Annotated in this window: 23 protein-coding genes; 8 read left to right on the top strand and 15 right to left on the bottom strand. The window is 64.4% G+C overall.

What is annotated here, in order from left to right:
- Positions 1-7 precede the first annotated feature (7 nt).
- From BJ6T_RS23745 to eno, 13 genes are all read right to left on the bottom strand, one after another.
- On the bottom strand, positions 8-1,381 hold the full coding sequence (locus BJ6T_RS23745) for a pyruvate dehydrogenase complex dihydrolipoamide acetyltransferase (RefSeq protein WP_014495016.1): 1,374 nt from the start codon (positions 1,379-1,381) through the stop codon (positions 8-10).
- 57 nt (positions 1,382-1,438) lie between these two features.
- On the bottom strand, positions 1,439-1,891 hold the full coding sequence (locus tag BJ6T_RS23740; RefSeq protein ID WP_014495015.1) for a nucleoside deaminase: 453 nt from the start codon (positions 1,889-1,891) through the stop codon (positions 1,439-1,441).
- Positions 1,892-1,893: 2 nt separating this feature from the next.
- Positions 1,894-2,196 carry a DUF5076 domain-containing protein gene (locus BJ6T_RS23735; protein WP_028149595.1) on the bottom strand — a complete coding sequence of 101 codons (303 nt, stop codon included), beginning with the start codon at positions 2,194-2,196 and terminating at the stop codon, positions 1,894-1,896.
- A gap of 3 nt (positions 2,197-2,199) precedes the next feature.
- Positions 2,200-3,582: a pyruvate dehydrogenase complex E1 component subunit beta gene (locus BJ6T_RS23730; protein WP_014495013.1), complete on the bottom strand. Its 1,383-nt coding sequence runs from the start codon at positions 3,580-3,582 to the stop codon at positions 2,200-2,202.
- Between the two features lie 29 nt (positions 3,583-3,611).
- Positions 3,612-4,634, bottom strand: a complete 1,023-nt coding sequence (gene pdhA / locus BJ6T_RS23725) for a pyruvate dehydrogenase (acetyl-transferring) E1 component subunit alpha (protein WP_014495012.1) — start codon at positions 4,632-4,634, stop codon at positions 3,612-3,614.
- Between the two features lie 254 nt (positions 4,635-4,888).
- Positions 4,889-6,241, bottom strand: a complete 1,353-nt coding sequence (locus tag BJ6T_RS23720; RefSeq protein ID WP_014495011.1) for a glycerophosphodiester phosphodiesterase family protein — start codon at positions 6,239-6,241, stop codon at positions 4,889-4,891.
- A gap of 206 nt (positions 6,242-6,447) precedes the next feature.
- Positions 6,448-7,965: an aldehyde dehydrogenase gene (gene adh, locus BJ6T_RS23715; protein WP_014495010.1), complete on the bottom strand. Its 1,518-nt coding sequence runs from the start codon at positions 7,963-7,965 to the stop codon at positions 6,448-6,450.
- A 156-nt stretch (positions 7,966-8,121) separates the two neighbouring features.
- Complete coding sequence (locus BJ6T_RS23710; RefSeq protein WP_014495009.1) at positions 8,122-9,081, bottom strand: GAF domain-containing protein; 960 nt, start codon at positions 9,079-9,081, stop codon at positions 8,122-8,124.
- A 216-nt stretch (positions 9,082-9,297) separates the two neighbouring features.
- Positions 9,298-9,615: an FtsB family cell division protein gene (locus tag BJ6T_RS23705; protein WP_028169474.1), complete on the bottom strand. Its 318-nt coding sequence runs from the start codon at positions 9,613-9,615 to the stop codon at positions 9,298-9,300.
- A gap of 198 nt (positions 9,616-9,813) precedes the next feature.
- Entirely contained in the window at positions 9,814-10,365 is a 552-nt protein-coding gene (locus tag BJ6T_RS23700) for an NADPH-dependent FMN reductase (RefSeq protein WP_014495007.1), read from the bottom strand.
- Between the two features lie 190 nt (positions 10,366-10,555).
- Positions 10,556-11,551: an MBL fold metallo-hydrolase gene (locus BJ6T_RS23695; protein WP_014495006.1), complete on the bottom strand. Its 996-nt coding sequence runs from the start codon at positions 11,549-11,551 to the stop codon at positions 10,556-10,558.
- Between the two features lie 110 nt (positions 11,552-11,661).
- Positions 11,662-12,801 carry a zinc-binding dehydrogenase gene (locus tag BJ6T_RS23690; RefSeq protein ID WP_014495005.1) on the bottom strand — a complete coding sequence of 380 codons (1,140 nt, stop codon included), beginning with the start codon at positions 12,799-12,801 and terminating at the stop codon, positions 11,662-11,664.
- A gap of 34 nt (positions 12,802-12,835) precedes the next feature.
- Positions 12,836-14,119 carry a phosphopyruvate hydratase gene (eno, locus tag BJ6T_RS23685; RefSeq protein ID WP_028149603.1) on the bottom strand — a complete coding sequence of 428 codons (1,284 nt, stop codon included), beginning with the start codon at positions 14,117-14,119 and terminating at the stop codon, positions 12,836-12,838.
- 174 nt (positions 14,120-14,293) lie between these two features.
- Between eno and BJ6T_RS23680 the strand changes: the two genes are divergently transcribed.
- From BJ6T_RS23680 to BJ6T_RS23670, 3 genes are all read left to right on the top strand, one after another.
- Complete coding sequence (locus BJ6T_RS23680) at positions 14,294-15,271, top strand: Vgb family protein (protein WP_014495003.1); 978 nt, start codon at positions 14,294-14,296, stop codon at positions 15,269-15,271.
- A gap of 132 nt (positions 15,272-15,403) precedes the next feature.
- A complete protein-coding gene (gene queF / locus BJ6T_RS23675; RefSeq protein WP_043900242.1) occupies positions 15,404-15,880 on the top strand; it encodes a preQ(1) synthase in 477 nt (158 codons plus the stop codon).
- A gap of 16 nt (positions 15,881-15,896) precedes the next feature.
- A complete protein-coding gene (locus tag BJ6T_RS23670) occupies positions 15,897-16,694 on the top strand; it encodes a substrate-binding domain-containing protein (protein WP_028169473.1) in 798 nt (265 codons plus the stop codon).
- A 63-nt stretch (positions 16,695-16,757) separates the two neighbouring features.
- On the opposite strand, the gene BJ6T_RS23665 is transcribed toward BJ6T_RS23670, so the two are convergent.
- The gene (locus BJ6T_RS23665; RefSeq protein ID WP_158332880.1) at positions 16,758-17,402 is read right to left on the bottom strand and encodes a GntR family transcriptional regulator; all 645 of its coding nucleotides are present in this window, start codon (positions 17,400-17,402) and stop codon (positions 16,758-16,760) included.
- A gap of 132 nt (positions 17,403-17,534) precedes the next feature.
- Between BJ6T_RS23665 and BJ6T_RS23660 the strand changes: the two genes are divergently transcribed.
- From BJ6T_RS23660 to BJ6T_RS23640, 5 genes are read left to right on the top strand one after another with little or no spacing between them, the layout of a single operon-like run.
- Positions 17,535-18,653, top strand: a complete 1,119-nt coding sequence (locus BJ6T_RS23660) for an ABC transporter substrate-binding protein (protein WP_141378789.1) — start codon at positions 17,535-17,537, stop codon at positions 18,651-18,653.
- Complete coding sequence (locus BJ6T_RS23655; protein WP_014494998.1) at positions 18,643-20,382, top strand: ABC transporter permease; 1,740 nt, start codon at positions 18,643-18,645, stop codon at positions 20,380-20,382. The genes BJ6T_RS23660 and BJ6T_RS23655 overlap by 11 nt, the downstream gene beginning before the upstream one ends.
- Positions 20,375-21,478, top strand: coding sequence for an ABC transporter ATP-binding protein (locus BJ6T_RS23650; RefSeq protein WP_014494997.1), 1,104 nt, complete (start codon positions 20,375-20,377; stop codon positions 21,476-21,478). Before BJ6T_RS23655 ends, BJ6T_RS23650 begins: the two co-directional genes overlap by 8 nt.
- A complete protein-coding gene (locus BJ6T_RS23645) occupies positions 21,462-22,724 on the top strand; it encodes a CaiB/BaiF CoA transferase family protein (protein WP_014494996.1) in 1,263 nt (420 codons plus the stop codon). The genes BJ6T_RS23650 and BJ6T_RS23645 overlap by 17 nt, the downstream gene beginning before the upstream one ends.
- Positions 22,721-23,626 (top strand): HpcH/HpaI aldolase/citrate lyase family protein, encoded by a 906-nt coding sequence (locus tag BJ6T_RS23640; RefSeq protein ID WP_014494995.1) that lies wholly within the window; start codon positions 22,721-22,723, stop codon positions 23,624-23,626. The genes BJ6T_RS23645 and BJ6T_RS23640 overlap by 4 nt, the downstream gene beginning before the upstream one ends.
- Positions 23,627-23,700: 74 nt before the next feature.
- Here BJ6T_RS23640 and BJ6T_RS23635 read toward each other — a convergent pair whose 3' ends face one another.
- Positions 23,701-25,794 (bottom strand): methyl-accepting chemotaxis protein, encoded by a 2,094-nt coding sequence (locus tag BJ6T_RS23635; protein ID WP_014494994.1) that lies wholly within the window; start codon positions 25,792-25,794, stop codon positions 23,701-23,703.
- Positions 25,795-25,899 lie beyond the last annotated feature (105 nt).

Here is a 25,899-nt window from a genome sequence, read left to right as displayed (position 1 = left end):
CGCCATCTCAGACCATCATCATGACGGGATTTTCGATCAGCTGCTTGAACGCGCCGATCAGCTCGGCGCCAAGCGCGCCGTCGATGGCGCGGTGATCGCAGGACAAGGTCACGCTCATCATGTGCGCGATCTCGATCTTGCCGCCACGCACGACCGGCCGCTCTTCGCTGGTGCCGACCGCGAGGATCGTCGCATGCGGCGGGTTGATCACGGCGGTGAAGTGGCTGATGCCGAACATGCCGAGGTTGGAGACCGCGGTGGTGCCGCCCTGGTATTCCTCGGGCTTCAGCTTGCGCGAGCGGGCGCGCGCGGCAAAATCCTTCATCTCGTTGGAGATGGTGGAGAGCGTCTTGGTCTCTGCCTTGCGGATGATCGGCGTGATCAGGCCACCGGGCATCGCCACGGCGACACCGACGTCGGAATGGTGGTGCTTGACCATGCCGCTTTCGGTCCAGCTGACATTGCAGTTCGGGATTCTCTGGAGCGCAACGGCCATCGCCTTGATGACGAAGTCGTTGACCGAGATCTTGTAGAGCGGCTTCTTCTCCTTGTCCTTGGGAGCAGCCGCGTTGATCTCCTCGCGCGCGGCGAGCAGCTTGCCGATGTCGCAGTCGATGGTGAGGTAGAAGTGCGGGACGTTCTGGATCGACGCAGTCAGGCGCTGCGCGATCGTGCGGCGCATGCCGTCATGCGGGACGATCTCGTAGGAGCCGGGCTCGAACAGCGACAGGATCTGCTTGTCCGACATGGTCGGCGCGATCGAGGGCGCCCCGGACGGCGCAGCGGCAGGCGCCTTCAGGCCCTTGCCGGACTTGGCCTGCTCGACGTCGCGCGCGACCACGCGGCCGTGCGGACCGGTACCGGTCACCATCGACACGTCGATGCCGGCGTCCTTGGCAAGACGGCGCGCGAGCGGCGATGAGAACACGCGGCCGCCATGGCCGTTGCTCTGCGCGGCCGGAGCTGCGGCCTGCGGCGCCGGTGCAGCGGCAGGCGGCGGCGCAGCCTTGGGCGCGGCAGGCGCAGCTGCGGGAGCCGGCGCGGCGGCGGGAGCCGGCGCGGCGGCGGGCGCTTCAGCAGCTTTCGGAGGTGCGGCCGAGGCGCTGGGCTTGGCGGCACCAGCCGCCTTCACGTCCTCGCCCTCGCCGGCCAGCACCGCGATCACGTCGTTGACCGGGACGTCCTGCGTGCCCTCGGGCACGAGGATCTTGGCGATCGTGCCTTCATCGATCGCCTCGACCTCCATGGTCGCCTTGTCGGTCTCGATCTCGGCGATGACGTCGCCGGATTTGACCTTGTCGCCTTCCTTCTTCAGCCACTTGGCGAGGTTGCCCTTCTCCATTGTCGGCGAGAGAGCGGGCATCAGGATGTTGATGGGCATGCTGACCTCAAGAAGAACTTTTCAATACGTCGTCTCCGACAGCGAAGACGACCAGGTTTAGTTGCCGATGTCGCCCTGCCACAGGCGCTCGTTGGCAGGGATGGAACGCCAATTCTTCATCATGGTGATGGAGCGGTCGTCGGCAAGGTCGATCCAGGGGATGCCGAACTTGTCGAGGATGTCCTTGGAGCCCGGGAAGGTGACGGATTCCCCGATCACCACCAGCTTCACCTTGAACAGAGCGAGTGCGCCGGCGCACATCGAGCATGGCGACAGCGTGGTGTACATGACGGTGTCGTGGAACGAGATCACGCCGGCCTCGCGCAGGCAGCTCATCTCGCCGTGCAGGATGACGTTCTTTTCCTGCACACGATTGTTGTGGCCGCGGGCGATGATCTCATTGCCGCGCGTCAGCACGGCGCCGATCGGCAGGCCGCCCTGCGCGATCGAGGCCTCCGCCTCACGGATCGCCTCCAGCATGAAATCGAAATGATGGGCTTCGATCGCCACGATCAGTGCCCCTTCCCGCGCGGCGTCGTCGTGCCCGTATCGGTTGGCCGTTCAATCTCCGCCTGGAACATCTCGAGGATCCGGCTCAGCGCGTCCTCCTCGGTGTATTCGCTCTCGCGCGCATAGGCGCGCGCCGCGTGGCGGGCGAGATCGACGAGCAGGAGGCCCCACATGTCGGGCTCCTCGAAGGCGCGCTGGAACGCCATCGACAGCCCGCCGTCCAGCACGAACACGCGCAGGATCTCGACCGCATCGTCGCGGGCGAGGACGTCGGGTGGCAATGGCTGCTCCTTCGGACCCGCCATGATCTACCTGTAGCAGACGGCTTTGGCGGCCTCGACCACTTCGGCTGCCGACGGCAGCGCGAGTTTCTCCAGGTTCGCGGCATAGGGCATCGGGACGTCCTTGCCGGAGACGCGCGCGACCGGCGCATCGAGATAGTCGAAGGCGTTCTCCATGATGCGCGCGGCGATCTCGGCGCCGACGCCGCTCTGCGCCCAGCCCTCTTCCACCGTGACCGCACGACCGGTCTTCTTGACCGAGTTGACGATGGTCTCGGTGTCCATCGGCCGCAGCGTGCGCAGGTCGATCACCTCGGCCTCGATACCGTCCTTGGCGAGTTCGTCGGCGGCTTTCAGCGCGTAGGTCATGCCGTTCGACCAGGAGATGATGGTGACGTGGCTGCCCGAACGCACGATGCGCGCCTTACCGATCGGGATCACGAAGTCATCAAGCTTCGGCACTTCGCCGGTATGGCCGTAGAGCACCTCGTTCTCGAGGAAGATCACCGGATTGGGATCGCGGATCGCAGCCTTGAGCAGGCCCTTGTAGTCCGCTGCGGAGAACGGCGCGACCACCTTGAGACCCGGGACGTTGGAATACCAGGACGAGTAGTCCTGGCTGTGCTGGGCGGCGACACGTGCGGCGGCGCCGTTCGGGCCGCGGAACACGATCGAGCAGCCCATCTGTCCGCCGGACATGTAGAGCGTCTTGGCCGCCGAGTTGATAATCTGGTCGATCGCCTGCATGGCGAAGTTGAAGGTCATGAACTCGACGATCGGCTTCAGCCCGGTCATGGCGGCACCGACGCCGATGCCGGCGAAGCCGTGCTCGGTGATCGGCGTGTCGATCACGCGCCTGGCGCCGAATTCCTGGAGCAGGCCCTGGGTCACCTTGTAGGCGCCCTGATATTCGGCGACCTCTTCGCCCATCACGAAGACGTCGGCGTCGCGGCGCATCTCTTCGGCCATCGCGTCGCGCAGCGCTTCGCGGATGGTCTGCGTCACCATCTCGGTGCCGGCGGGCACTTCGGGATCGGGTTCGGCAACGGCCTGCGGTGCGGGCGCAGCCTTGGGCGCGGGTGCCTCGGCCTTCGCGGACGTGGGCGGAGCAGCCTCGGCTGCCGGCTTCGCCGGCGCGGGCGCCTTGGCGAGATCGGCGGCGCTCTCGCCATCGGCGAGGATGGTCGCGATCGGCGTGTTCACGGCAACGTCGGCGGTGCCCTCGGGGATCAGGATCTTGCCGAGCGTCCCCTCGTCGGTCGCCTCGACTTCCATGGTCGCCTTGTCGGTCTCGATCTCGGCGATCACGTCGCCGGACTTGATCGTCTCGCCCTCTTTCTTCAGCCACTTGGCAAGGTTGCCCTTCTCCATCGTGGGCGACAACGCGGGCATCAGCACTTGAATTGGCATATCGACTCCAAAAGAAAGCTTGCGCGCGTTCAGCGGTAAATGTCGGTCCAGAGCTCGGCGGCATCCGGCTCGGGATCATGCTGGGCGAAGTCGGCGGACGCGTTGACGATGTCGCGGACCTCGGCGTCGATCGCCTTGAGATCGGCCTCGCTCACCTTGGCCGCGAGCAGGCGGTTGCGCACCTGCTCGATCGGGTCCTGGTCGTGGCGGACTTTTTCGACCTCTTCGCGCGTTCTGTACTTGGCGGGGTCGGACATCGAATGGCCGCGATAGCGGTAGGTCTGCATCTCCAGGATGAAGGGGCCCTTGCCGGCGCGGCACCAGGCCGCCGCCTCCTCGCCCGCGGCCTTCACGGCGCGGACGTCCATGCCGTCGACCTGCATGCCGGGGATGTTGAAGGACGCACCGCGCTTGGAGAAATCCTGCTGCGCCGAAGCGCGCGACACCGCGGTGCCCATGGCGTAGCGGTTGTTCTCGATGACGTAGATCACCGGCAGCTTCCAGAGCTCCGCCATGTTGAAGCTCTCATAGACCTGGCCCTGGTTGGCCGCGCCGTCGCCGAAATAGGTGACGCTGACATTGTCGTTACCACGATAGTGGTTCGCGAAGGCCAGACCCGTGCCGAGCGAGACCTGGGCTCCGACGATGCCGTGGCCGCCGTAGAAGTGCTTCTCCTTGCTGAACATGTGCATGGAGCCGCCCTTGCCCTTGGAATAGCCGCCGCGCCGGCCGGTGAGCTCGGCCATGACGCCGTTGGCCTCCATGCCGGTGGCAAGCATATGACCGTGATCGCGATAGCCAGTGATCACTTGATCGCCCTGCTTCAGGGCCATCTGCATGCCGACCACCACGGCTTCCTGGCCGATATAGAGGTGGCAGAAGCCGCCGATCGCGCCCATGCCGTAGAGCTGGCCGGCCTTTTCCTCGAACCGCCGGATCAGGAGCATGTCGCGGAGCGCTTTGAGCTCCTGCTCTCTGGTGAATTCCGGGGGCGAACCGCCGTCGGTCTTGTCTTGTGGAGTGCTTGCGGCGGCTTTCTTGGGTGCGGCCATGGGAATTCCGGGTCAGAGAAAACTTCAGCCCTCTCTAACCCAAGTCAAACGCCCTTGGAAAGGACCGCGGCGGCATGGCTCGACTTTCATTATGCCGCACTGCAACGTGGCCGAAACTTTGCAAAACCTTTGGCGCCGATCGGGCAACTTTAGCTCACCGGTCAGCGAAGGGAACGTGAGCCGCCAACGCAGAGAAATCGGACGCGGCGTTTTGTATCCGAAATCCCAAGCGCGTCCGATTCGCCGTGCCAGCCTTACCAGCCCAACTCGCGCAAATACGCTGAGCGGGCGGCAACGCCGGTATGCGTGAAGTCGCTGAAGACCCCATCGACGCCGAGCCGGTAGAATTTGAGATATTCAAGGCTCGGGTCACCGCGATAGTCGGCGGCGAGATATTTCTTCTCGTTCCGAAACGTGAAGACATGGACGAAAAGACCGAGCTTGTGCGCATCCGCGACGAGGCTGGTCGCGTCCTGCGTCGAAGCCTCCGGCGTCGATCCCTTGTAGGGCGTGCCATCGGCGTTGCTGTCCTTCCACGGCGCGATCTTGAGCGGAACGATATAGGCCTTCCACGGACCGATGCCCTCGGCATAGGTCTTGATCTCGGCAAGCCCCTCGGGCGTGAGCATCGCATCGTACAAGCGCGCATCGCCCGCAACCGTCCAGTCGAACGGACGCGAATTCGTGATGTTGTTGAGGAGAACCTTGCCGGTTTTGAAGTCGATTCCGTTGCCGTCGACGAGCTGGACCTGCCGCGTCTGGAGGCCGTGGCTGCGCATATATTTCAGGCTGCCGGGTTCGAAGCTCTGGACCAGGATGGGAGCGTCCTTGGTGTTGAGGCCGTTATCGCCAATGATCTTGATCAGGGCATCTTCGAGCGGCCGGCTGCCGGCCACGCCGCAGCCATTGGCGATCGCCTGGGCATTGTTCCAGGTCGGGTTCTTGGTTTCGGGATAGACGAGGATGGACCGCCCGGTCTCCTTGCTCTTGACCTTGGCGATGTCGATGACGTCCTGGAAGCTGATGATCGGGAGCTTGCCGTTGAAGACTTTCGGCCGCTCGTTGGCCGCGTCATAGGTGGTGCCGCCGATCCATTGCTTCAGCTCGGCCATGGTGAAGTCGCTGATCGACCAATCGTTGGTATGATCCTCGCCGTCCACGATCAGCGACTTCAGCACCGATCTGGGATCGGCCGGGTCGCTGAGATCCGTCAGGTAGTCGGCAGGCACGCCGGTGGCCGACGGGGCCTTGACGCGCACACCAGGCACGGTCCGCTTGCGGGCGGCGACGGCCGCATTGGTCTTCGCCACCTCGGCAATGTTGGTGTTGTCGCTCAGCCAGGGGTTATGACGCACGACCAGAACGCAATCTTTGGTCAGGTGCAAATCCTCTTCGAGCGCATCGGTCCCGAGCGCCGCGGCGAGGTCGTACGACGCCTCGGTCTCTTCAGGTACCAGGCCCGGCAGGCCGCGATGGCCAAGGACCAGTGGCGCCTGTCCATCGACGGTCAGGAAGGGCTTGGCGCCAGCTGGCGCCGGGCCGGACTGCGCAAAGGCCATCGACAGCGGCAGCACCGCCGCGCCGAACAGCACCGCCGCGACACCCATTGTCCGTCCTGAACGACTGTTCCGCATCATCAAGCCTCCGTCGTTGCCAGGCATCGCTTCGAATGCCGCAGGCGCCGAACCGAATACGGTCGGCGCTGTCGTATTGTCTCAAGACTCTGACAGACGGATGACGACGGAGAGGGCGGCGCAAGGTTGCTCCGCCCTCTCCTGCTCAATCAGATCTTGCCCGATCAGATCTTGCCCGATCAGAAGAAGCCAAGCTTCTTCGGGCTGTAGCTGACCAGGAGATTCTTGGTCTGCTGGTAATGATCGAGCATCATCTTGTGGGTCTCGCGACCGACGCCCGACTGCTTGTAACCGCCGAACGCGGCATGCGCAGGATACGCATGATAGCAGTTGGTCCAGACCCGGCCGGCCTGGATGGCCCGGCCGAAGCGGTAGCAGCGGTTGGCATCGCGACTCCAGACGCCGGCTCCCAGGCCGTAGAGCGTGTCGTTGGCGATCGCGAGCGCTTCGTCATCGGTCTTGAAGGTCGTGACCGAGACGACCGGACCAAAGATCTCCTCCTGGAAGATTCGCATCTTGTTGTGGCCCTCGAACACCGTCGGCTGGACATAGAAGCCGCCGGACAGATCGCCGCCGAGCTCGGCACGACCGCCGCCGGCCAGCACCTTGGCGCCCTCCTGCTTGCCGATGTCGATATAGGAGAGGATCTTGGCGAGCTGCTCGCTGGATGCCTGCGCGCCGATCATGGTGTCGGCCGCGCGCGGGTCGCCCTGCTTGATCGCGGCGACGCGCTTCAGCGCACGCTCCATGAAGCGGTCATAGATGTCGGCGTGGACCAGCGCCCGGCTCGGACAGGTGCAGACCTCGCCCTGGTTCAGCGCGAACATCACAAAACCTTCGATCGCCTTGTCGAAGAAGTCGTCGTCCTCGGCGGTGACGTCGTTGAAGAAGATGTTCGGCGACTTGCCGCCGAGCTCGAGCGTGACCGGGATCAGGTTCTGGCTGGCATATTGCATTATCAGCCGGCCCGTCGTGGTCTCGCCGGTGAAGGCGATTTTCGCGATCCGCGGGCTGGACGCGAGCGGCTTGCCGGCTTCGAGGCCAAAGCCGTTGACGATGTTGAGGACGCCGGGCGGCAGGAGATCGCCGATGATCTCGGCCCAGACCATGATCGAGGCCGGCGTCTGCTCAGCGGGCTTGAGCACGACGCAATTGCCGGCGGCGAGCGCCGGCGCGAGCTTCCAGCACGCCATCAGCAGCGGGAAGTTCCAGGGGATGATCTGGCCGACCACGCCGAGCGGTTCGTGGAAATGATAGGCGATGGTGTCGTGGTCGATCTCGCCGATCGAGCCCTCCTGTGCGCGCACCACGCCGGCGAAATAGCGGAAATGATCGATCGCGAGTGGCAGGTCGGCGGCGCGGGTCTCGCGGATCGGCTTGCCGTTGTCCCAGGTTTCGGCAATCGCAAGGCGCTCCAGATTCTCTTCCATCCGGTCGGCGATCCGGTTCAGGATCGCGGCGCGCTCGGCGACGCTGGTGCGTCCCCAGGCGCCCTTGGCGGCGTGCGCCGCATCGAGGGCGGCCTCGACGTCCTGCGCATCGGAACGCGCGATCTTGCAGACGATCTGGCCGTTCACCGGCGAGGCGTTGTCAAAGTACTTGCCGGAGATTGGCGCGATGAATTTGCCGCCGATGAAATTGTCATAGCGTTCGGCAAAGGGAACCTGGGTGACGCCGAGGAATTCCACCTTGTTCATTGATCACTCCCGATGTTTGCTGTTTGCGCAATTCGTCGCGTGTTCACGACTTGCGCCGACGATGTCGCGGGAGCGTTTTCCTGTCAGCCCGGGCGGGAGCGATGGCCGGGGTAACCTGTCGCAGTTCTGCGACAGTCATGGGCGAGGCAAGCGCCCTCAGTGCTTCAGCTCGAACCGCTTCAGCTTCCGGTGCAGCGTGGCGCGACTGACGCCGAGCGCTTTTGCGGCGGCCGACACATTGCCGCCGGCCCGCAGCAGCGCCCGCTGCAGCACCGCGCGCTGGCCGTCCGCAAGATGGTCATGCGCGGTATCGCCGCCGAGGAGGTCAGCCGCGGGCACCGGCCGCAAGGGACGGCCGGGCGCAATCCCGAGTCCCACGCGCGCGGACCGGGTCGCGCCGATCACGAGATCATCCGCATCGACCGCGACGAGGCCGCCGGCCTGGCCGTCGGCGCCTTGCGTCAGCACGATGCGGGCATGGGCGAAGGCGCGGCGAAACAGATCAGCCTCGATGCGCCTCGCCGCCTCACCTGCCGCGAGCGCGATCAGATTCGAAAACGCATCGGTCCGGTCGGCGCGGCAGGAGGAGACATCGAGAACGCCCGCAAACGCCGCCTCGTGGTCGTAGATCGGAACGGCGGTGCAGCTCAGAAGCGTGTTGCGGGTGAAGAAATGCTGGTCGCGGTCGATCGTCAGCGGGCGCTGCTCGACGACGCAGGTGCCGATGCCGTTGGTGCCTTCATGCTCCTCGCTCCAGAGCGCGCCGGTCCACAGGCCCCAGGATTGGAACGTCGCATCGTCCACCGCCGCGCCGCGGCGGTCGACCGGCACGCCCGCTCCATCGGCGAGCAGCACGCAGCAGCCGCTCGCGCCGACCGCCTGATAGAGCCGGTCCATCACGCCTTGCGCGGCGGCGAGCAGCGGCGCGACGCGCTCGCGCGCCTGTCGCAACTCGACATCACTCAGCCGCATCGGCGCGCTACGGCCGGCGGGATCGAGATGATGCAATCGGGACGAACGGCGCCATGAGGCCACCAGCGCGGAGCGCGCGGCCTGGCCTGACGCAATGGCGGCCTCGACGCGGGCCGCGTGATGCCGGGACATTGGCCCATTCATCACTGTTTCCTCCGGGTGGCAGTCTAGGCTGCGCCGCCATGGCCCGGTTGATCTGCGTCAACTCGGGCCGACGGCGGCAGAAGCCATGGCGCCGTTGCTGCGTTGCCGTCAAGGCGGCAGCCCGGTTCCCAGCCTAAGACTTTCGGTAGAATTGCTACACAGTTGTCGGATTTTGGCAGCGGCTTTCGATGCCGGTTTCGAATGCTGTGGAAAGCGCTACTTCGCCGGGATCATCCGAACGAGATCGTGCGGATTGACATAGTCGAGCTGATAGCGCGCCCGCTCGTCCAGCATGTCAGGATCGATCCGCGATGTCCGCAGCAGCGACACGCGCTGCTCGCTCTTCGCGCGCTCGCGCTTGAGCTGGGCGAGCTCGCTCGTCAGCGCGATGATCTCCTGGTCGAGTTCCTGGCGGGCGTTGAGACCGTATTTGCCGGTGTAGGCGTTGACGCCGAAATAGCCGACGATAGCGGCCGCCATCACGTAGAGGGCAAGGCCGGTCAGGATCGATTTCAGGCGCGCGCGGGAGACCATCTTGGGAAGATGCGGCAGGTTGGTTAAGGGAGTGCTAATCGCTTCCCCCTTCGCGTTCCAATCCCGACCCCAGCCGTCATGCCCGGCATTGTGCCGGGCATCCACGTTCTTCGTCACCACGAGCTAAGACGTGGATGGCCGGGACATCTAGCGCGAAGACGCGCTTCGCGCTTTTGCTCGGCCATCACGAAGAAAACCTCAGCCGTGGTGCTTGGCCACGTGCGCGGCAAACGCGTCGATATAGGCCTGGAGGACGGGCTTCAGAGATTCCTTGGTCAGGTTCCCCTCCGCATCGAAGGCATCGCCGACCGCGTTCAGATAGGTCTCCGGCTGCTGCAGGATCGGGCCGGCAATGCCCGGCAGGATGTTCTGCAGCGTCTTGGCGGCGCTGACGCCGCCGAGCGGGCCCGGCGAGTTCGAGATGATGCCGACCGGCTTGCCATTGAACGAGCTCTTGCCATAGGGGCGCGAAGCGACGTCGATGGCGTTCTTCAGCACGCCCGGGATGGCGCGGTTGTATTCGGGGGTGACGAAAATGACGCCGTCCGACTTCTGCAGCTTCTCGCGGAAGGCCAGCCAGTCCGCAGGCGGCGCGCCCTCGAGGTCCTGGTTGAAGAACGAGATGCCTGCCAGCGTGACGACCTCGAGCTTGAGCGAGGCCGGCGCGAGCTTTGCGAGCGCATTGGCGATCTTCAGCGAAAAGCTGTCCTTGCGCAGGCTGCCGGCGATCACGACGATGTTGTAGGCCATGGATTGTCCTTGGGGGCTTGAGCGGAAGTTCCGGGGCGGCACTTAAGCGATCCCGGTCGATGGATGCAAGTGCATGAACCGGTCCCGTTTGGAAACGCTGAGTTTCTCGAAAGCAGATGGTTGCTACGATCCAAAAACAATCAGGCCGCCCGAAGGCGGCCTGACGTTTCTCGCAAACCCCTGGCCCGGTTCAGATCGTCGGATTCCAGGCTGACGGGATCAGGCGGTATTTCGCGCCGTCCTTCTCGACATGCCCCACCGAGGGGAAGGTGAAGTGGAAGCCGATCACCGTCGCCTTCTCGGCCGCCGCCATGTCGTAGAATTTGTGGCGCGTCGCCTGCGCCAGCGCGGCATCATTGTCGAACGCCACGTGCCAATCCGGATTGCGCAGGAAGAACTCCGGAATGTTAGTGACGTCAGATTGGATCAGCACCTTCTTGTCGCCAGAGGCCACCGCGAACGAGGTGTGCCCCGGCGTATGGCCGGGCGTCGCGATCGAGGTGATGCCCGGCGCGACCTCCTTGCCCCACTCGTATTTCGTGACCTTGGATTCGAGGCCGGCAAAGGTCTTCTTCACGTTGGCGAAGTAGTTCTTCGTCATGTCGTTCGGAGCCTTGGCCGCGTTCTCGTCGCTCGCCCAGAACTCCCAATCCTTCGCCGGCACCATGATCTCCGCATTTGGGAACGCGAGCGCGCCGTCGGCGAGACGAATGCCGTTGGTGTGATCGGGGTGGAGATGCGACAGCAGCACGATGTCGATGTTCTTCGGGTCGACGCCGGCAGCGGCGAGGTTCTGCAGCGTACGGCCGACCGCGCCCTTGCTCGGCTCCAGATTGGCAACGCCGTTGCCGGTGTCGATCAGGACCAGCTTCGAGCCGGTGTTGATGAGCTGCGGATTGAACGGCACCGTGACCATGCCCTTCGGCATGTACGCCGCCTCACCTGCGGCCAGCGCTTCCTCCTTCGGCAGGTTGACCACGAACTTGTCCGGCATCGGGAAGGTTCGCGCGCCGTCGTTGATCGAGGTGCACTCGTAGCTGCCGACCTTGTAGCGATAGAAGCCGGGCGCCTGCGCCCCGCTTTGCGGCACCGAGGCACTGGCAGTGGTCGGTCCAAGTCCGGTTACGGCCGCCGCGCCAATAGCGGCCGCGCCCGCGAGCAGGTCGCGGCGAGTCAGATCAGTCATGGAAGTGTCCCCTTCTATGCTTGCGGTTGCCCCGCTTTCAATTGCGGCGCGAATGTTCTCCCGCTTCGCTCAGAAGGCAAGTCCTTCTTTGGATGGTGTGCCGTGGCACATCACGAAGATTTATTTGGGTTGATGAGGAATTTTTCGCCGGTGGCCCGTTTGGCGTAGACCGCGATGTTGGCGGGATCGAGCGCCTCCTGAAGCGACACCACCTTGGTGTAGTGGCTGGCGAAGGTCGTCTTCAATTCGTCGACGACGCGCTGGCGCAGCCTGGCTCCGTCCGCCTGCCCGATCTTCATCAGGAACGGAAACAGCAGCCAGCCTCCGACGCCCCAGGCCATGCCGAAGCCGCGCGGCAGCTCGATCGGGCGGATGTCGAGTGCGCCGTAGACGTAGACCTGCTTGTGCACGTTGGAGCCGTAGCGGCTGTATTCCTTGGCGGTCTTGTTGATCGCGGCTTCCATGCAGTTGAGGATGTCGCCGGCCAGCTTGCCGCCGCCGATGGCATCGAAGGCGATGGTGGCGCCGGTCTCGACCAGCGCATTGGTGAGATCGCCGAGGAAGCTCGGTGCGGTGGAATCGACGACGTATTTGGCGCCGATCTTGTGCAGGATGTCGGCCTGCTCCTTGCTGCGCACGATATTGACCAGCGGAATGCCGTCCTTGATGCAGATCTTGTTCAGCATCTGGCCGAGATTGGAGGCGGCTGCGGTGTGCACCAGCGCCTTGTGCCCCTCGCGCCGCATGGTCTCGGTCATGCCGAGCGCCGTGAGCGGATTGACGAAGCAGGAGGCGCCTTCGGCCGGCGTGGTGCCCGCCGGCAGCGGCAGGCACTCGCGCACTTTCAGCGTGCGGTACTGCGCGTACATCGCGCCGCCGATCATGGCGACGGTCTTGCCCATCAATGCCTTCGCGGCATCGGACGAGCCGGTCTTGATGACGACGCCCGCGCCTTCGTTACCGACCGGCATGGATTCGTCGAGCCGGCCGGCCATCGCCCGCATCGCGCCCTCCGGCACCTTCGCGGTGATGACGGGAGCGTCCTTGGTGCCGGACGCCTTCGCCGTGCTCATATCGGCCGCGCCGACGAGGAGGCCGAGGTCGGACGGGTTGATCGGCGCCGCCTCGACGCGGACGACGACCTCGTCCGCGGCGGGCTCGGGGGTCGGCACGTCGACGAGCGAGATTTCGAGCTCTCCGCTGGCCTTGATCAGCGAACGCAGTTGCAGTCCGGTCTTGCCGTCGCTCATGTCGATCCTCCCCTGTCCTTGCCAGAACGCTGGCTTATGCCAGCGCCTTCAGTGCCGCCTTGCCGCCGTAGAGTGCCTGCTTGCCGAGCTGTTGCTCGATGCGCAGGAGCTGATTGTATTTGGCGGTGCGGTCGGAACGCGCAAGGGAGCCGGTCTTGATCTGCCCGCAATTGGTGGCGACCGCGAGGTCGGCGATGGTGGAATCCTCGGTCTCGCCGGAGCGGTGCGACATCACCGAGGTATAGCCGGCCTTGTGCGCCATCTCGACGGCAGCGAGCGTCTCGGTCAGCGTACCGATCTGGTTGACCTTGATCAGGATCGAATTGGCGCGGCCGGCCTTGATGCCTTCGGCAAGGCGCTTGACGTTGGTGACGAAGAGATCGTCGCCGACCAGCTGGCACTTCTTGCCGATGAGGTCGGTGAGCTCCTTCCAGCCGTCCATGTCGTCTTCCGACATGCCGTCCTCAATGGTCACGATCGGATAGCGCGACACCAGGTCTGCGAGGTACTTGGCCTGCTCGGAGATCGAGCGGGTCTTGCCCTCGCCTTCATAGACGTACTTGCCGTCCTTGAAGAACTCGGTCGAGGCGCAGTCGAGGCCGATCACGATGTCGGTGCCGGCCTTGTAGCCGGCCTTGCCGATCGCGTTCATGACGAATTCGAGCGCGGCGTCCGCCGACGGCAGGTTCGGCGCGAAACCGCCCTCGTCGCCGACATTGGTGTTGTGGCCGGCCTTCTTCAATTCCGACTTCAGGGTATGGAAGACCTCCGCGCCGTAGCGCAGGCCCTCGGCGAAGGACGACGCGCCCACGGGGAGGATCATGAACTCCTGGAAGTCGATCGGATTGTCGGCATGCACGCCACCATTGATGATGTTCATCATCGGCACCGGCAAGAGACGCGCCGAGGTGCCGCCGACGTAACGATAGAGCGGCATGTCGAGCGAGTTCGCGGCTGCCTTGGCGCAGGCGAGCGAGACGCCGAGGATGGCATTGGCGCCCAGCCGGCTCTTGTTCGGCGTACCGTCGAGGTCGATCATGATCTGGTCGATCTGGGCCTGCTGCTCGACATCAAGGCCGCTCAGAGCCTCGAAGATCTCGCCATTGACGGCGCCGACGGCCTTGGTGACGCCTTTGCCGAGATAGCGGGCCTTGTCGCCATCGCGCAGTTCCACCGCCTCATGGGCGCCGGTGGAGGCGCCGGACGGCACCGCGGCACGGCCGAGCGCACCATCTTCCAGCACGACGTCGACCTCGACGGTGGGATTGCCACGGCTGTCGAGAATTTCGCGGCCGATGATGTCGATGATGGCGGTCATGATGTGCACTTCCGTTCGTTAGGGCTGATCGGTGCCGGGGGTCTTACACGGGCCGCAAGCAAATGTGAACGCTTGGACGGCGCGCTTCGACTGACGCGTGAGCGGGCTCGGACTATCCTTGAAGTCGCCTGCTCTGCGCGTCCAGCCTCAATCTGAAACAGTCGGGGTAACGCCATGAACCGCCGCCAGTTTCTTGCCTCGAGCGCCGCCCTCCTCGCCGTCCGCCCAAGTTTTGCGCAGGATGGCCTGTTCCAGACAAAATATTTCCCCATCAACGCCGGCATCGGCCTGCACGACCTCGCCCCCGCTCGCGACGGCACGGTCTGGTTCACGGCGCAGGGCAAGGGCATGCTGGGCAGGCTCGACCCCCGGGATGGCAGTTTCAAGACAGTCAGCCTCGGCCAGGGCGCCGCGCCGCACGGCGTGACGATCGGCCCCGACGGTGCCCCCTGGATCACCGAAGGCGGCCAGAACGCGATCGCCCGGGTCGATCCCGGCGATCTCAAGATCACGCTGTTCCGTCTGCCCGAAAAATTCGCCTACGCCAATCTCAACACCGGCGTGTTCGACAAGGAAGGCATCTACTGGTTCACCGGCCAGTCCGGCTATTACGGCCGGCTCAAGCCGGGATCGGGCGAGATGGACGTGTTCAGGGCGCCCAAGGGCGTTGGCCCCTACGGCATCGCGGTGACGCCCAGGGGGGAGGTCTGGTACGCCTCGCTGGCCGGCAGCTATATCGCGAAGATTGATCTTGCGACCGGCAATGCCGCCATTGTCGAGCCGCCGACGCCGGGCCAGGGTTCGCGGCGGGTCTGGTCGGATTCGCAAAGCCGGATCTGGATCAGCGAGTGGAACAGCGGTCACGTCTCGGTGCACGATCCCGCCAATGGCTCCTGGAAAACCTGGAAGCTGCCGGGCGATCACCCTCGCACCTATGCCGTCTATGTCGACGACAAGGACAAGGTCTGGCTCACCGATTTCTCCGCCAATGCCATCGTCCGATTCGATCCCACGACCGAGAGGTTCAACGTTTTCGCCAGCGACAAGGCCAATGCCAATGTGCGCCAGCTCGACGGCCGCCCGGGCGAACTCTGGGGCTGCGAGTCCGGCAACGACCGGATCGTCATGATCCAGACGATCGCGGCCGGTTGACGACGGCGACATTTGCGTCCATCCCGACACCCTCTGGAGCGCGATCTTATCGCCCTCCGGTTTTTAGTTGAGCATGATCTTTCGGAAAACCGGTGCGCACTTTGCGCTAACGCGGCCCTCCGGGTCCGGATCATGTTCGAACAGGATGTGACGACGATGGCGAAGAAATCCCTCCAGCTCGGCCGCGCGGTCGAATGGCCGCATACGCCGGAAGAAGCCCAGCTCGACCGCGTGCCCAATCCGCAAAAGGGCACGGACTATCTGGTGCGCTTCACCGTGCCGGAATTCACCTCGCTCTGCCCGGTCACGGGACAACCGGATTTCGCGCATCTGATGATTGACTACGCGCCCGGCCCGTGGCTGCTGGAGTCAAAGTCGCTCAAGCTCTACATCGCGAGCTTCCGCAATCACGGCGCGTTCCATGAGGACTGCACCGTGATGATCGGCAAGCGCATCGCGAGCGAGATCAAGCCGAAGTTCTTGCGCATCGGCGGCTACTGGTATCCGCGCGGCGGCATCCCGATCGACGTGTTCTGGCAGACCGGCCGCGTGCCGAAGGGATTGTGGGTGCCGGAGCAAGGCGTCGCGCCGTATCGCGGACGGGGTTAGTTGGAGACGAATGACGATGACATCGATATCAGCACCATTCCGCAACATTGCCTTCGGCGTTCTAACCGTCCTGTGGCTGACCGGCGCGGCCGAAGCTGCCGAGGTACATGTGATGATCTCGGGCGGATTGACGGCTGCCTACAAGGCGCTCGTGCCGGAATTCGAGAAGGCCACCGGCAACAAAGTGCTGACGGAATATGGGCCGTCGATGGGGACGACCACCAATGCGATCCCGGTCCGGCTGGAGCGTGGCGAACCCGCCGATGTCCTGATCATGGTGGGCTATGCCCTCACCGACCTCGCCGGCAAGGGCAAGGTCGTGGCCGGCAGCCAGGTCGACCTCACCAGATCGCCGATCGGCGTGGCCGTGAAATCGGGTGCGCCGAAGCCGGACATCGGCTCGGTGGAGGCGGTCAAGCGCGCGCTCTTGGCGGCGAAAACGATCGCCTATTCCGACAGCGCCAGCGGCGTCTACGTCTCGACCGAGATGTTCGACAAGCTCGGCATTGCCGACGTCATGAAGGACAAGGCGCGCAAGATTCCGGCAACACCCGTCGGCGAGATCGTCGCGCACGGCGAGGCCGAGCTCGGCTTCCAGCAGATCAGCGAGCTGAAGCCCGTGAAGGGCATCGACATCGTCGGGCCGCTGCCGAACGAATTGCAGAAGATCACGATCTTCTCGGCCGGGATCGCGGCCGGTTCGAAGGAGCCCGAGGCCGGCCGTGCCCTCATAAAATTCCTCGCCTCGCCTGCCGCGCGCGAAGCGATCATCGCAAGCGGGATGGAGCCGATCCCGGCTGGTGGCGCGAATTGAGGCAGGCCTATTCCACGCGCTGCTCCTGATACGCCCCCAACAGATTGGCTTCGCCACTCTTGGTCAATCGGAGGCTGCTGAGGCCTTCTTGACCGGACCGAGATCGCGCGTCGGATAGTTGGCGCCGGATTCGACGATGTGTCGTCGCACTGCTGCAACGAGCGCGGCGAGATCGCGAGACTCGATCGCATCGACGATCTCGACATGGTGTGCCGCACTTCTCTGCAGCTCGGCGTGCGACGGCCACAAAGCAATCGGCCCTGGTCTGGCGCGATTTCTGATCTCCACGATGAGGCTGGCGAGCGATTGGTTCGCTGCATGGCGATAGATCTCGTCGTGAAAGGCTGCGTTGGTATTTGCCTGATCCGCCTTGCTGCCGCGCGCCACAGCATCTTCGAAGATTTGCTGAGCCTGCTTGATCTTCTTGAGTTCGTCGGGGCCGATATTCGGTAGCGCCTGCGTGGCCGCTTCAACCTCGAGCAGCGTGCGGATCGCCAATATCTCGCGAACGACGTTCAAGTCGGGTTGCGCGACCCGGTATCCGCGGTTTTCGACATGCGTCACCATCCCGCTTGCGGCAAGCTGGGTCAGCGCACTCCGGACGTCAAACCGTTTGGCAGCGAAGGCTTCTTCCAGGTCGATCTGGCGCAACCATTCGCCGGGCCGGTAGTCGCCTTGCAGGATGGCGGCACCGATTTCCGCCGCCAACAGCCTCTTCTGCTCCTTCCGTACTTTCATGGCTGCTTCCCTTTTTGGAGCGCTTGACTTGCCAAAACTATTGCGCACAAATTGGCGCCAATAAATGTGCATAACAAATCGCGGCGGCCGGAGGAACAATAGATGTCAGGCATCGATCGTAGAAGCTTAATGGTGATGTCGGTTCTCGGCGCCACGATGGGGCTCCGGGGCACGGCCCAGGCGGCGCCGAACGGGTATCCCGAGAATTATCAGAAGATCATCGACGACGCCCATAACGAGGGTAGCCTCCTCATTTACTCGATCATGTCGCCGGAAAACTGGCGTCCCGTGATCGAGGGCTTCAACAAGCTCTACCCGAAGATCAAGGTCGAGACCCTGGATCTCCCCGCCTCCCGCGAGAGCTTCGAGCGATATCTGGCCGAGCGGAGCACCAACAGCCGCACCTGCGACCTCATCGCGACGGCCGATCCGGGCGGATGGATCGATTTCCAGGAGCGCGGTGAAGTCCTCGACTACGTCTCGCCTGAAGCGAAGGCCTGGCCGGATTGGTCAAAGCCGTTTCCCGGCGTCTACACCGTCTCGTCCGACCCCATGGCGCTGATCTGGAACAACACGCTGGTGGCCGATGGCAAGCGTCCCAAGACACTTGCCGAGTTCGTCGAGCTTGCGGTCGCAAACGAGAAGACCTGGCGCAACCGCGTCACCAGCTACGGCGTGCATCAAACGACCTTTGGCTACGGCATCAGCTACGCGTTCGTGAAGAAGCACGGCGAAAAGGCCTGGGACTGGTTCGCCCAGCTTGCAAAGCTTTCGCCCCGCTTCGAGCGCTCCGGCGGGCCGATGACCGAGAAGGTCACCTCCGGCGAATACGCCATGGGATTCTTCGTTTCGGCCATCACCTTCTGGCCGCGCCTGAACGATCCGGCGCGGGCAAAGATCCTCGGCTGGAGCTTCATCGGAGACGGTCAGCCGGTCGTGCTGCGTGGCATCGCGATTCCGAAGGGATCGAAGAACGTCAACGCAGCAAAACTGATGCTCGACTACGTCGTCTCGGAGGACGGTCAGCGCGCATTCGGGCGGGGCGGCCTGACGCCGGCACGCCCCGGTGTGAAGCCGGGCGACGGAATCCGCCACACCTACTCGTCGATCGTGGAAGCCGTCGGCGAGCAGAACATCTGCTACATCGGCTACGATCGGGACGCGGTGCGGGACTACGACAGCTTCCTCGCGCGCTGGAAAAAGACCTTCAATGTCGCTTGACGCAAGCAGCGCGCTGGGGTCGTCGGCCGTGGACGCTTTGCCGAAGCCGCTGCCCGGCCGCGATACCGTCATCCAGTACGGCATGGCGCTGCTGACAGTTGTCCTAATCGCAGCGCCTCTCCTTCCCGTTCTCTATCAATCCTTCCTGGATCGTGCGCTCTACGATTCCGGCCAGCAACTGACGCTGGGCAATTTCGGGCGCCTGCTTCGCACCGACGGCTTCGCGCTCGTCATCTGGAACACGTTCGTGTTCGCGACCCTCACCACCGTGATTTCGCAGACGCTGGGCACGCTGGCGGCGGTGCTGTTCGGCCGCACCGACATGCCGTTTGCGCGGTTGTTTGGCGAGCTCTTCCTGTGGCCGATCTATCTCTCGGCGCTGGTGCTGTCGTTCGGCTGGTACACGATCTACGGACCGGCCGGCTACCTCACGCTTCTGGTTCAGTCGATCTTCGACGGCACGCCCTGGAATCTCTACTCGCTGCCGGGCATGGCGATGATCGCGGGCGTCTCGCAAGCACCGGTCGCCTACATCTATTGCATGTCATCGGCCTCGATCACCGACCCCACTTTGGAGGAAGCCGCGCGCGTGACCGGCGCCGGCACCTTGAGGACCTTGTGGCGGATCACACTGCCGCTCCTCATGCCGGCGATCGCCTATAGTGCCGTGCTGAACTTCACTGTGGGACTTGAGCTCCTCGCGATTCCGCTGGTGTTCGGAGATCCCGCCGGCATCACCGTGCTGACCACGTTTCTCTACAACAACGGCGTGGCGTCGGCCCGCCCCGATCACGGGCTGGTGGCAACGGCTGCCGTGCTGATGCTTGCCGTCGTCTGCGTGCTGGTGTGGCTGCAAGGACGCCTGCTCGGCAATACGAGGCGCTTCGTCACGCTCGGCGGCAAGGCCACGCGCCCGCGCCCTTTCCGCCTGAACAACCTGCGCTGGCCGCTTTGCATCGTCTCGGCGATCTACATCACCGCAACTGTCGTGATGCCGATCGGCGCGCTGCTGCTGCGCGCCTTCACCAGCCTGCTGTCGCCGATGGTGCCTATCAGCGAAGTGCTGACGCTCGGCAACTTCGCCAACATGCTCGAATACCCGGTCTACCCGCGTTCGATCTGGAACTCGCTGATCGTCAGTTCGGTCGGTGGCGTCGTCGCCACTGCGATGGTCGCCCTGATCGCCATCATCGTGCTGCGGTCGGACTTCCGCTGGCGTGGCGCGCTGCACTACGTCGCGCTGTTTCCCCGTGCCGTGCCCGGCGTCGTCGCCGGCATCGGTTTCTTCTATGCGTTTGCGCTCGTGCCTGGCCTGGGCGGCCTCCGAAACACCATCTGGATTCTGGTTGCCGCCTTCACGATGCACTTCATTCCTGTGGGGCTCGGTGCGGTTGCTCCGATGTTGTTGCAGATGAGCCCGGATTTCGATCGCGCCGCCCGGACGCAGGGCGCGGACTGGTGGACGACGAGCCGGCGCATCGTTTTGCCGTTATTGCGGCCGGCACTCGTTGCCTGCTTCATCATCCTCTTCATCACGTTCTTCAAGGAATACACGACCGCGATCTTCCTGTTCGCACCCGGCAGCGAAGTGATCGGGACCACGCTGCTCCAGGCATGGACGCAGGGCGAGGTCGGTCTGGTGTCCGCGCTGGCGACCATCCAGATCCTGGCGATCGGCGTCTGTGTCACGGCGGCGCGCGCTTTTCTCGGAGTGAAGCTCTATGGCTGAGTTGCTGATCGAGAACCTGCATAAGCGGTACGGACCGGTCAAAGCGATCGACGACGTCAACATCCACGTTGCCGATGGCGAGTTCGTCACGCTGCTGGGGCCGTCAGGGTGCGGCAAGTCAACAACGCTCGGCGCCATTGCCGGACTGGATCAACCGACGAGCGGACGCATCCGAGTCGGCAACAAGACCTATTTCGACGGAGAAAAGGGAATCTTCCTGCCACCGGAAGCGCGCCATTGCGGGCTCGTGTTCCAGAGCTACGCTCTGTGGCCGCACATGACGGTCTATGACAACGTCGTGTTTCCGCTCAAGCTGCGCAAGGTATCGACCGCCGACTGCAGGCGCCGCGTCGAGGAGAGTCTCGCTCTCGTCGAGATGGAGCGCTTTCAGGACCGCTATCCGCATCAGCTCTCGGGCGGCCAGCAGCAGCGTGTCGCGCTCGCGCGAACGCTGGTCTACCAGCCCGAAATCCTCCTGCTCGACGAGCCCCTGTCGAATCTCGACGCAAAGCTGCGCGATCGTGCCCGGACCTGGCTTGCCGAACTGCGCACGCGCCTCGGCCTGACGACGATCTACGTGACGCACGACCAGGTCGAAGCACTGGCCCTGTCCGACCGTATCGTGGTCATGAATGGCGGCCGCATCAGCCAGATTGGCTCGCCCCAAGAAATCTACACGCGGCCGGCAGACAGTTTCGTCGCCGACTTCATCGGAACGACCAATTTCCTGAACGGCGACGTGGTCGGGGCGCCCGACGGCGATGGACAGACACTGGTCGGTCTCGCCGATGGTCAGCGCGTTCTGATCAAGTCCGACAAACGTCCATCCCTGGGCGACAAGGTCACGTTTGCCTATCGCCCCGAACAGATGCGCCTGGCGGCGGCCAACGATGAGGCGATCGGAGGTTCGATCGTTGAAGCCGATGTGGTCAGCCATTCCTATGTTGGCGGCCGATGGCAAATCGGATTGAGCGTGGGCGGAAATCAGATCCGCATCGAAACCCAGGAGGCAACGACTGACCGCCAGTTGCGCCTGTGGCTGCCAGTCACCGGCGGCATCCTGTTTACAGAACGGAACCATGGCAAATCCCACTGACGCCACCTCTCCCGAAAGCGGACTGCATCAGGCCGACTACACCCCCGGTGTCCGCGGCCCGCTGACAGGGCTCCGCGTCATCGACCTCTCGAGGCTGGTCGCAGGCAATCTGCTCACCCAGCATCTCGCCGACTTCGGCGCCGACGTCATCAAGGTCGAGCCGCGCGAAGGCGATACGCTACGCGGCTGGCGCACCAAGGGCGTCGAGACCAACTGGAAGATCCATTCGCGCAACAAGCGCAGCATCTGCCTCGAATTCCGCCACGGCGAAGCGGTGCCGCTGATCCGCAAGATGATTCCCGGCGCCGCGATGCTGATCGAGAGTTTCCGCCCCGGCACGCTCGAGCAGATGGGGCTCTCGCCGGAGGAACTGCTGCGACTGGAGCCCAAGCTCGTGATCGTTCGCATATCGGGATGGGGGCAGACCGGCCCCTATCATCGCCGGCCCGGCTTCGGGACATTGGTGGAAGGCTTTTCGGGCTTCGCCGAGATGAACGGCTTCCCCGATCGCGAGCCGGTGTTGCCCCCGATGTATCTGGCCGACGCCCTCTCCGGTCTCACCGGAGCATTCGCAGCCATGGCGGCGCTGCGGGAAGTCGAGATCAACGGCGGAAAAGGACAGGTGATTGATCTGCCGCTGCTCGACCCGATCGTGAACTCGCTCGGGCCTCAGGCGGCAAATTACCGTTTGACCGGCGTGGTCAAACCGCGCAGCGGGAGCCGCTCGAGCGGCTCGGTACCGCGCAATGTCTACCGCACGCTCGATGGCGGCTGGGTTTGCCTGTCGGCGTCCACGCAAGGCATGGCGATGCGCGTGCTGCGTTCGATCGGCCGCCCGGAGCTTTGCGAGGATCCAAAGTTCAAGACCAACGAGCAGAGGCTCGTCCATGTCGCCGAACTCGACAAGATCATCGGCGATTTCATCGCGACACGAACGGTCGACGACAACGTCGCCTTCTTCGAGGCGGCCGAGGTCACGATCGGTCCGGTCAACGACACTGTCCGCTTGATGAACGATCGCCACGTGCAGGCCCGGGGACTGCTGGCCGACTATCCCGACGAGGACATGGGAACGTTCCCGATGCACGCCGTCCCGGTACGCCTGTCCGAGACGCCCGGAAGCATCCGGACGCCTGCGCCACGCCTCGGTCAGCACAGCCGCACCATCCTGGCCGAAGCAGGCCTCAGCCCTGACGACATCGATGCCGCCCTCGCCTCGGGCGTTGTGAAGGAAACCAGCACATGACAGTTGAACGAAAATTCCCCGTCTGGCGCTCTGCGCTGTTCGTACCCGCGAACGTCGAGCGGTTCGTGGTCAAGGCCGTCGAGCGCGGCGCAGATGCGCTGATCATCGATCTCGAGGACAGCGTGCCGCTGGCCGAAAAGGCGAACGCGCGAAAGCTGATCCCGGGCATCGTGAAGCGCTTTCGCGACACCGGAAGTTCGGATGTCATGGTGCGGATCAACCAGCCGCTCGAATTGGCGGTGCCCGATCTGGAAGCGGCCGTCATCGCCGGCGTGGACGCGATCAAGATCACCAAGGTCGAAGGCGCCGAACACCTGCGTCTGCTCGACGAGATGGTGACCAGACTGGAGATCGAGCGCGGATTGCCCATCGGCAAGATCTGGTTTGTCGGTCTGATCGAGGCGCCCGGTCCTCTCTCCAGGGCTCACGAGATCGCGCGATCGATCCCGCGGCTGGCCGGCATTTCACTGGGTGCGGAAGATTATGCCACCGCCATCGGCGCCAAGCCGACGGAAGAAACCCTGTTGATGCCGAAGCAACAGGTCGTGCAGGCAGCCCGCGCCGCCGGCATCATGCCGCTCGGCACCATCGGCTCAGTCGCCGATTTCTCCGATCTGGAAGGATACACAAGGATAGTCAGGCGCTCTGCGGACTTTGGCTTCGTGGGCTCTGCCTGTATCCATCCGTCGCTGGTGCCGATCCTGAACGAGGGTTTCAGCCCCTCCGCCAAGGAGGTGGCGGACGCCGAGCGCGTCGTTGCGCTCAACAAGCAAGCGGCTGCCGAGGGACGCGCATCCTTCGCCATCGACGGCAAGATGATCGATATTCCGATCGTGCAGCGAGCCGAAGCGCTGCTCGAACGCGCGCAAGCAATCGCTGCCCGCGCGCATCGCCCTCGTTGATTGTGCTACCCCAGCACGGCGCGAAGCGCCGTCTCTGGGGGCCAAGGACGATTCGATAGAGCGCGCGCCAGCCCTTACGCCACCGCCCTCACCTTGCTGATGAAGCCGTCGACCTCCGACGTCAGCGCGGTCGACTGGCTTGACAGGTTGGCGGCGGCCTTCAGCACGCCGGACGCGGCGCGGCCGGTCTCGTTCGCGGCTGACGACACGGTTGCGATGTTCCGGGTAACGGTCGAGGTCGCTTCCGCCGTGTGCTGCACGGTGTTTGCGATCTCGGCGGTGGCCTTGTTCTGCTCCTCGATGGCGGCGGCGATGACGCGGTTGATGCTCGAGACCTCCTCGATGGTCTTGACGATGCCGTCGATCGCCGAGACCGCCTTCTGCGTCGCCCCCTGTATCTCCGTGATCTGGGCGCTGATCTCTTCGGTCGCCTTCGCCGTCTGGGAGGCCAGGTTCTTCACCTCGCTCGCCACCACCGCAAACCCCCGGCCGGACTCGCCGGCTCGGGCTGCCTCGATCGTCGCGTTCAGCGCCAGCAGGTTGGTCTGGCCGGCAATCGAGGTGATGAGGCCGATAACCTCGCCGATGCGATCTGCGCCGTCGGCAAGCGCACGCATGGTGCCGTCGGTTTCCTTGACGGTGACGACCGCCTGCTCGGTGGCGCGCGTCGCCTGCTCGACCTGGCGGTTGATCTCGCGGATCGAGGCGTTGAGCTCCTCGGCCGCGGCCGCCACGGTCTGCACGCCGCCGCCGACCTGGTCGGCGAGCGTCGAGGCCGAGCCGGCCTGGGTCTGGGCCTCGGCTGCCGTGCCCGACATCGAGCGCGCGGTCGTCTCCAGCTCGCCCGAGGCGCTCGACAGCGTCTGTACCATCTGGCCGATGCGGCTCTCGAATTGCCGCACGAGGCCGGACAATTCGGATGCACGCTTCTCCTTGTCGGCGCGCTCGGCGGCCTGGTCGCCGGACAGGCGCTCGGCGTTGATCATGGCCTCCTTGAACACCTGGAGCGCCGCCGCCATGCCGCCGATCTCGTCGTTGCGGCCGAGGCCCGGCACCTCGCCGGCGAAATCATGCGCCGCGAAACGGGTCATGACACCGGTGATCGCGGTCAGCGGCCGGGTGACGCGGTTGCGCATCAGCATCAGCCCGCCGATCGTCAGCGCCAGAGAGGCCGGCACCAGCAGGCCGAACAGGATCAGGCTGAAGCGGGCGCGCGAGGCGACGTCTTCGGCCCGCGAGATCATGTTGGCGAGCGCGGTTTGCGTGACGATGACGACATTGTTGGCGCCGACAAGCTGGCGATCGCGGTAGTCGATGCCTGCGACGCCGGCGGGCTCGCCGGCGAGCAGCTTGGTCGCAATGGCATTGCGTTCGTCGCTGAGCGCGCCGGAGATTTCCGGCTCGGCGTTACTGATCGCCTGCAACAGCTCGGGCGAGGCCACATTCGGGCTGAGATCGCGCACGACCACCCAGGACTGCTGGATGCGTTCGCGCAGATCGGCGAAGGTGACGCCATCGGCGGCGGTCCAGGTCTTGTTGGCGAGGATCGAGGAGAACTGGATCAGAATGGTCTGGCCGGCATTGGCGCGGGCCTGCCAGGAGGCCTGCTTGGCGATCAAGAGGCGATCGACCACCGGGTCGATCAGCGTCATCGCGTTGTCGACATGGGCGGTGACGTCGCCGATCGCATCCATATAGGCGTCGCTGATCTTGGCCCAGCTCGGTTGCAGGTTCGCGTCACGCGCCGCCTTCTCCTGCTTCAGCGCAGTGACCGCGCGCGGCCGCAACTCCTCGAGCTGCGCCCAGATGCCGCGGAGCTTGTCGAGCCTTTCGGCAAGACCGGGCGCTTCAGCGGAGGCGAGGCTCTGCAAGGCCTGCGCGTAATTCTTCTGCACCGTGGCTCGCTGCTCGGCGAGACTGCTCATGACTCTGTCGGGCGCGGGGGCAGCCGACGCCAGATAGCTCAGCGTGTCACCGCGCTCCAGGCGGAAAATTACGAGCGTATTGGTCAGGTCGCGGCTGGCGACCGCGAGCGAGACGATGCGGTTGCTGTCCGAGTAGCGGGTGACCGCGAGCTTCAGCGCATAGGCACAGATGACGACGAGGACGAGACCGAGAGATCCAACCACCGCCCCGAGGATGCGGGCGACCGAACGCTGCTTTTGCATCGACTGATCCATATTGCCGCCAAGACGCGGTTCGCGGGCAATCTACGGAGCGAACGATGAGATTTGATTTAAGATCGACAGGAATTGGCCACCGTTTTTTCCCGG

This window comes from Bradyrhizobium japonicum USDA 6 (assembly GCF_000284375.1).
Classification (GTDB): domain Bacteria; phylum Pseudomonadota; class Alphaproteobacteria; order Rhizobiales; family Xanthobacteraceae; genus Bradyrhizobium; species Bradyrhizobium japonicum.
The sequence above is the reverse complement of the archived record's forward strand: the minus strand, read 5'-3'. Positions and strand labels throughout refer to the sequence as shown.

Coding starts and splice junctions, on each gene's coding strand:
- BJ6T_RS23745 (WP_014495016.1), bottom strand. CDS start 1,381: ATGCCCATCAACATCCTGATGCCCGCTCTCTCGCCGACAATGGAGAAG.
- BJ6T_RS23695 (WP_014495006.1), bottom strand. CDS start 11,551: ATGACTGATCTGACTCGCCGCGACCTGCTCGCGGGCGCGGCCGCTATT.
- eno (WP_028149603.1), bottom strand. CDS start 14,119: ATGACCGCCATCATCGACATCATCGGCCGCGAAATTCTCGACAGCCGT.
- BJ6T_RS23660 (WP_141378789.1), top strand. CDS start 17,535: ATGTCAGGCATCGATCGTAGAAGCTTAATGGTGATGTCGGTTCTCGGC.
- BJ6T_RS23655 (WP_014494998.1), top strand. CDS start 18,643: ATGTCGCTTGACGCAAGCAGCGCGCTGGGGTCGTCGGCCGTGGACGCT.
- BJ6T_RS23705 (WP_028169474.1), bottom strand. CDS start 9,615: ATGGTCTCCCGCGCGCGCCTGAAATCGATCCTGACCGGCCTTGCCCTC.
- BJ6T_RS23640 (WP_014494995.1), top strand. CDS start 22,721: ATGACAGTTGAACGAAAATTCCCCGTCTGGCGCTCTGCGCTGTTCGTA.
- BJ6T_RS23680 (WP_014495003.1), top strand. CDS start 14,294: ATGAACCGCCGCCAGTTTCTTGCCTCGAGCGCCGCCCTCCTCGCCGTC.
- BJ6T_RS23710 (WP_014495009.1), bottom strand. CDS start 9,081: ATGAATGGGCCAATGTCCCGGCATCACGCGGCCCGCGTCGAGGCCGCC.
- BJ6T_RS23735 (WP_028149595.1), bottom strand. CDS start 2,196: ATGGCGGGTCCGAAGGAGCAGCCATTGCCACCCGACGTCCTCGCCCGC.
- queF (WP_043900242.1), top strand. CDS start 15,404: ATGTTCGAACAGGATGTGACGACGATGGCGAAGAAATCCCTCCAGCTC.
- BJ6T_RS23635 (WP_014494994.1), bottom strand. CDS start 25,794: ATGCAAAAGCAGCGTTCGGTCGCCCGCATCCTCGGGGCGGTGGTTGGA.
- BJ6T_RS23690 (WP_014495005.1), bottom strand. CDS start 12,801: ATGAGCGACGGCAAGACCGGACTGCAACTGCGTTCGCTGATCAAGGCC.
- BJ6T_RS23730 (WP_014495013.1), bottom strand. CDS start 3,582: ATGCCAATTCAAGTGCTGATGCCCGCGTTGTCGCCCACGATGGAGAAG.
- pdhA (WP_014495012.1), bottom strand. CDS start 4,634: ATGGCCGCACCCAAGAAAGCCGCCGCAAGCACTCCACAAGACAAGACC.
- BJ6T_RS23650 (WP_014494997.1), top strand. CDS start 20,375: ATGGCTGAGTTGCTGATCGAGAACCTGCATAAGCGGTACGGACCGGTC.
- BJ6T_RS23700 (WP_014495007.1), bottom strand. CDS start 10,365: ATGGCCTACAACATCGTCGTGATCGCCGGCAGCCTGCGCAAGGACAGC.
- BJ6T_RS23720 (WP_014495011.1), bottom strand. CDS start 6,241: ATGGGTGTCGCGGCGGTGCTGTTCGGCGCGGCGGTGCTGCCGCTGTCG.
- adh (WP_014495010.1), bottom strand. CDS start 7,965: ATGAACAAGGTGGAATTCCTCGGCGTCACCCAGGTTCCCTTTGCCGAA.
- BJ6T_RS23645 (WP_014494996.1), top strand. CDS start 21,462: ATGGCAAATCCCACTGACGCCACCTCTCCCGAAAGCGGACTGCATCAG.
- BJ6T_RS23670 (WP_028169473.1), top strand. CDS start 15,897: ATGACATCGATATCAGCACCATTCCGCAACATTGCCTTCGGCGTTCTA.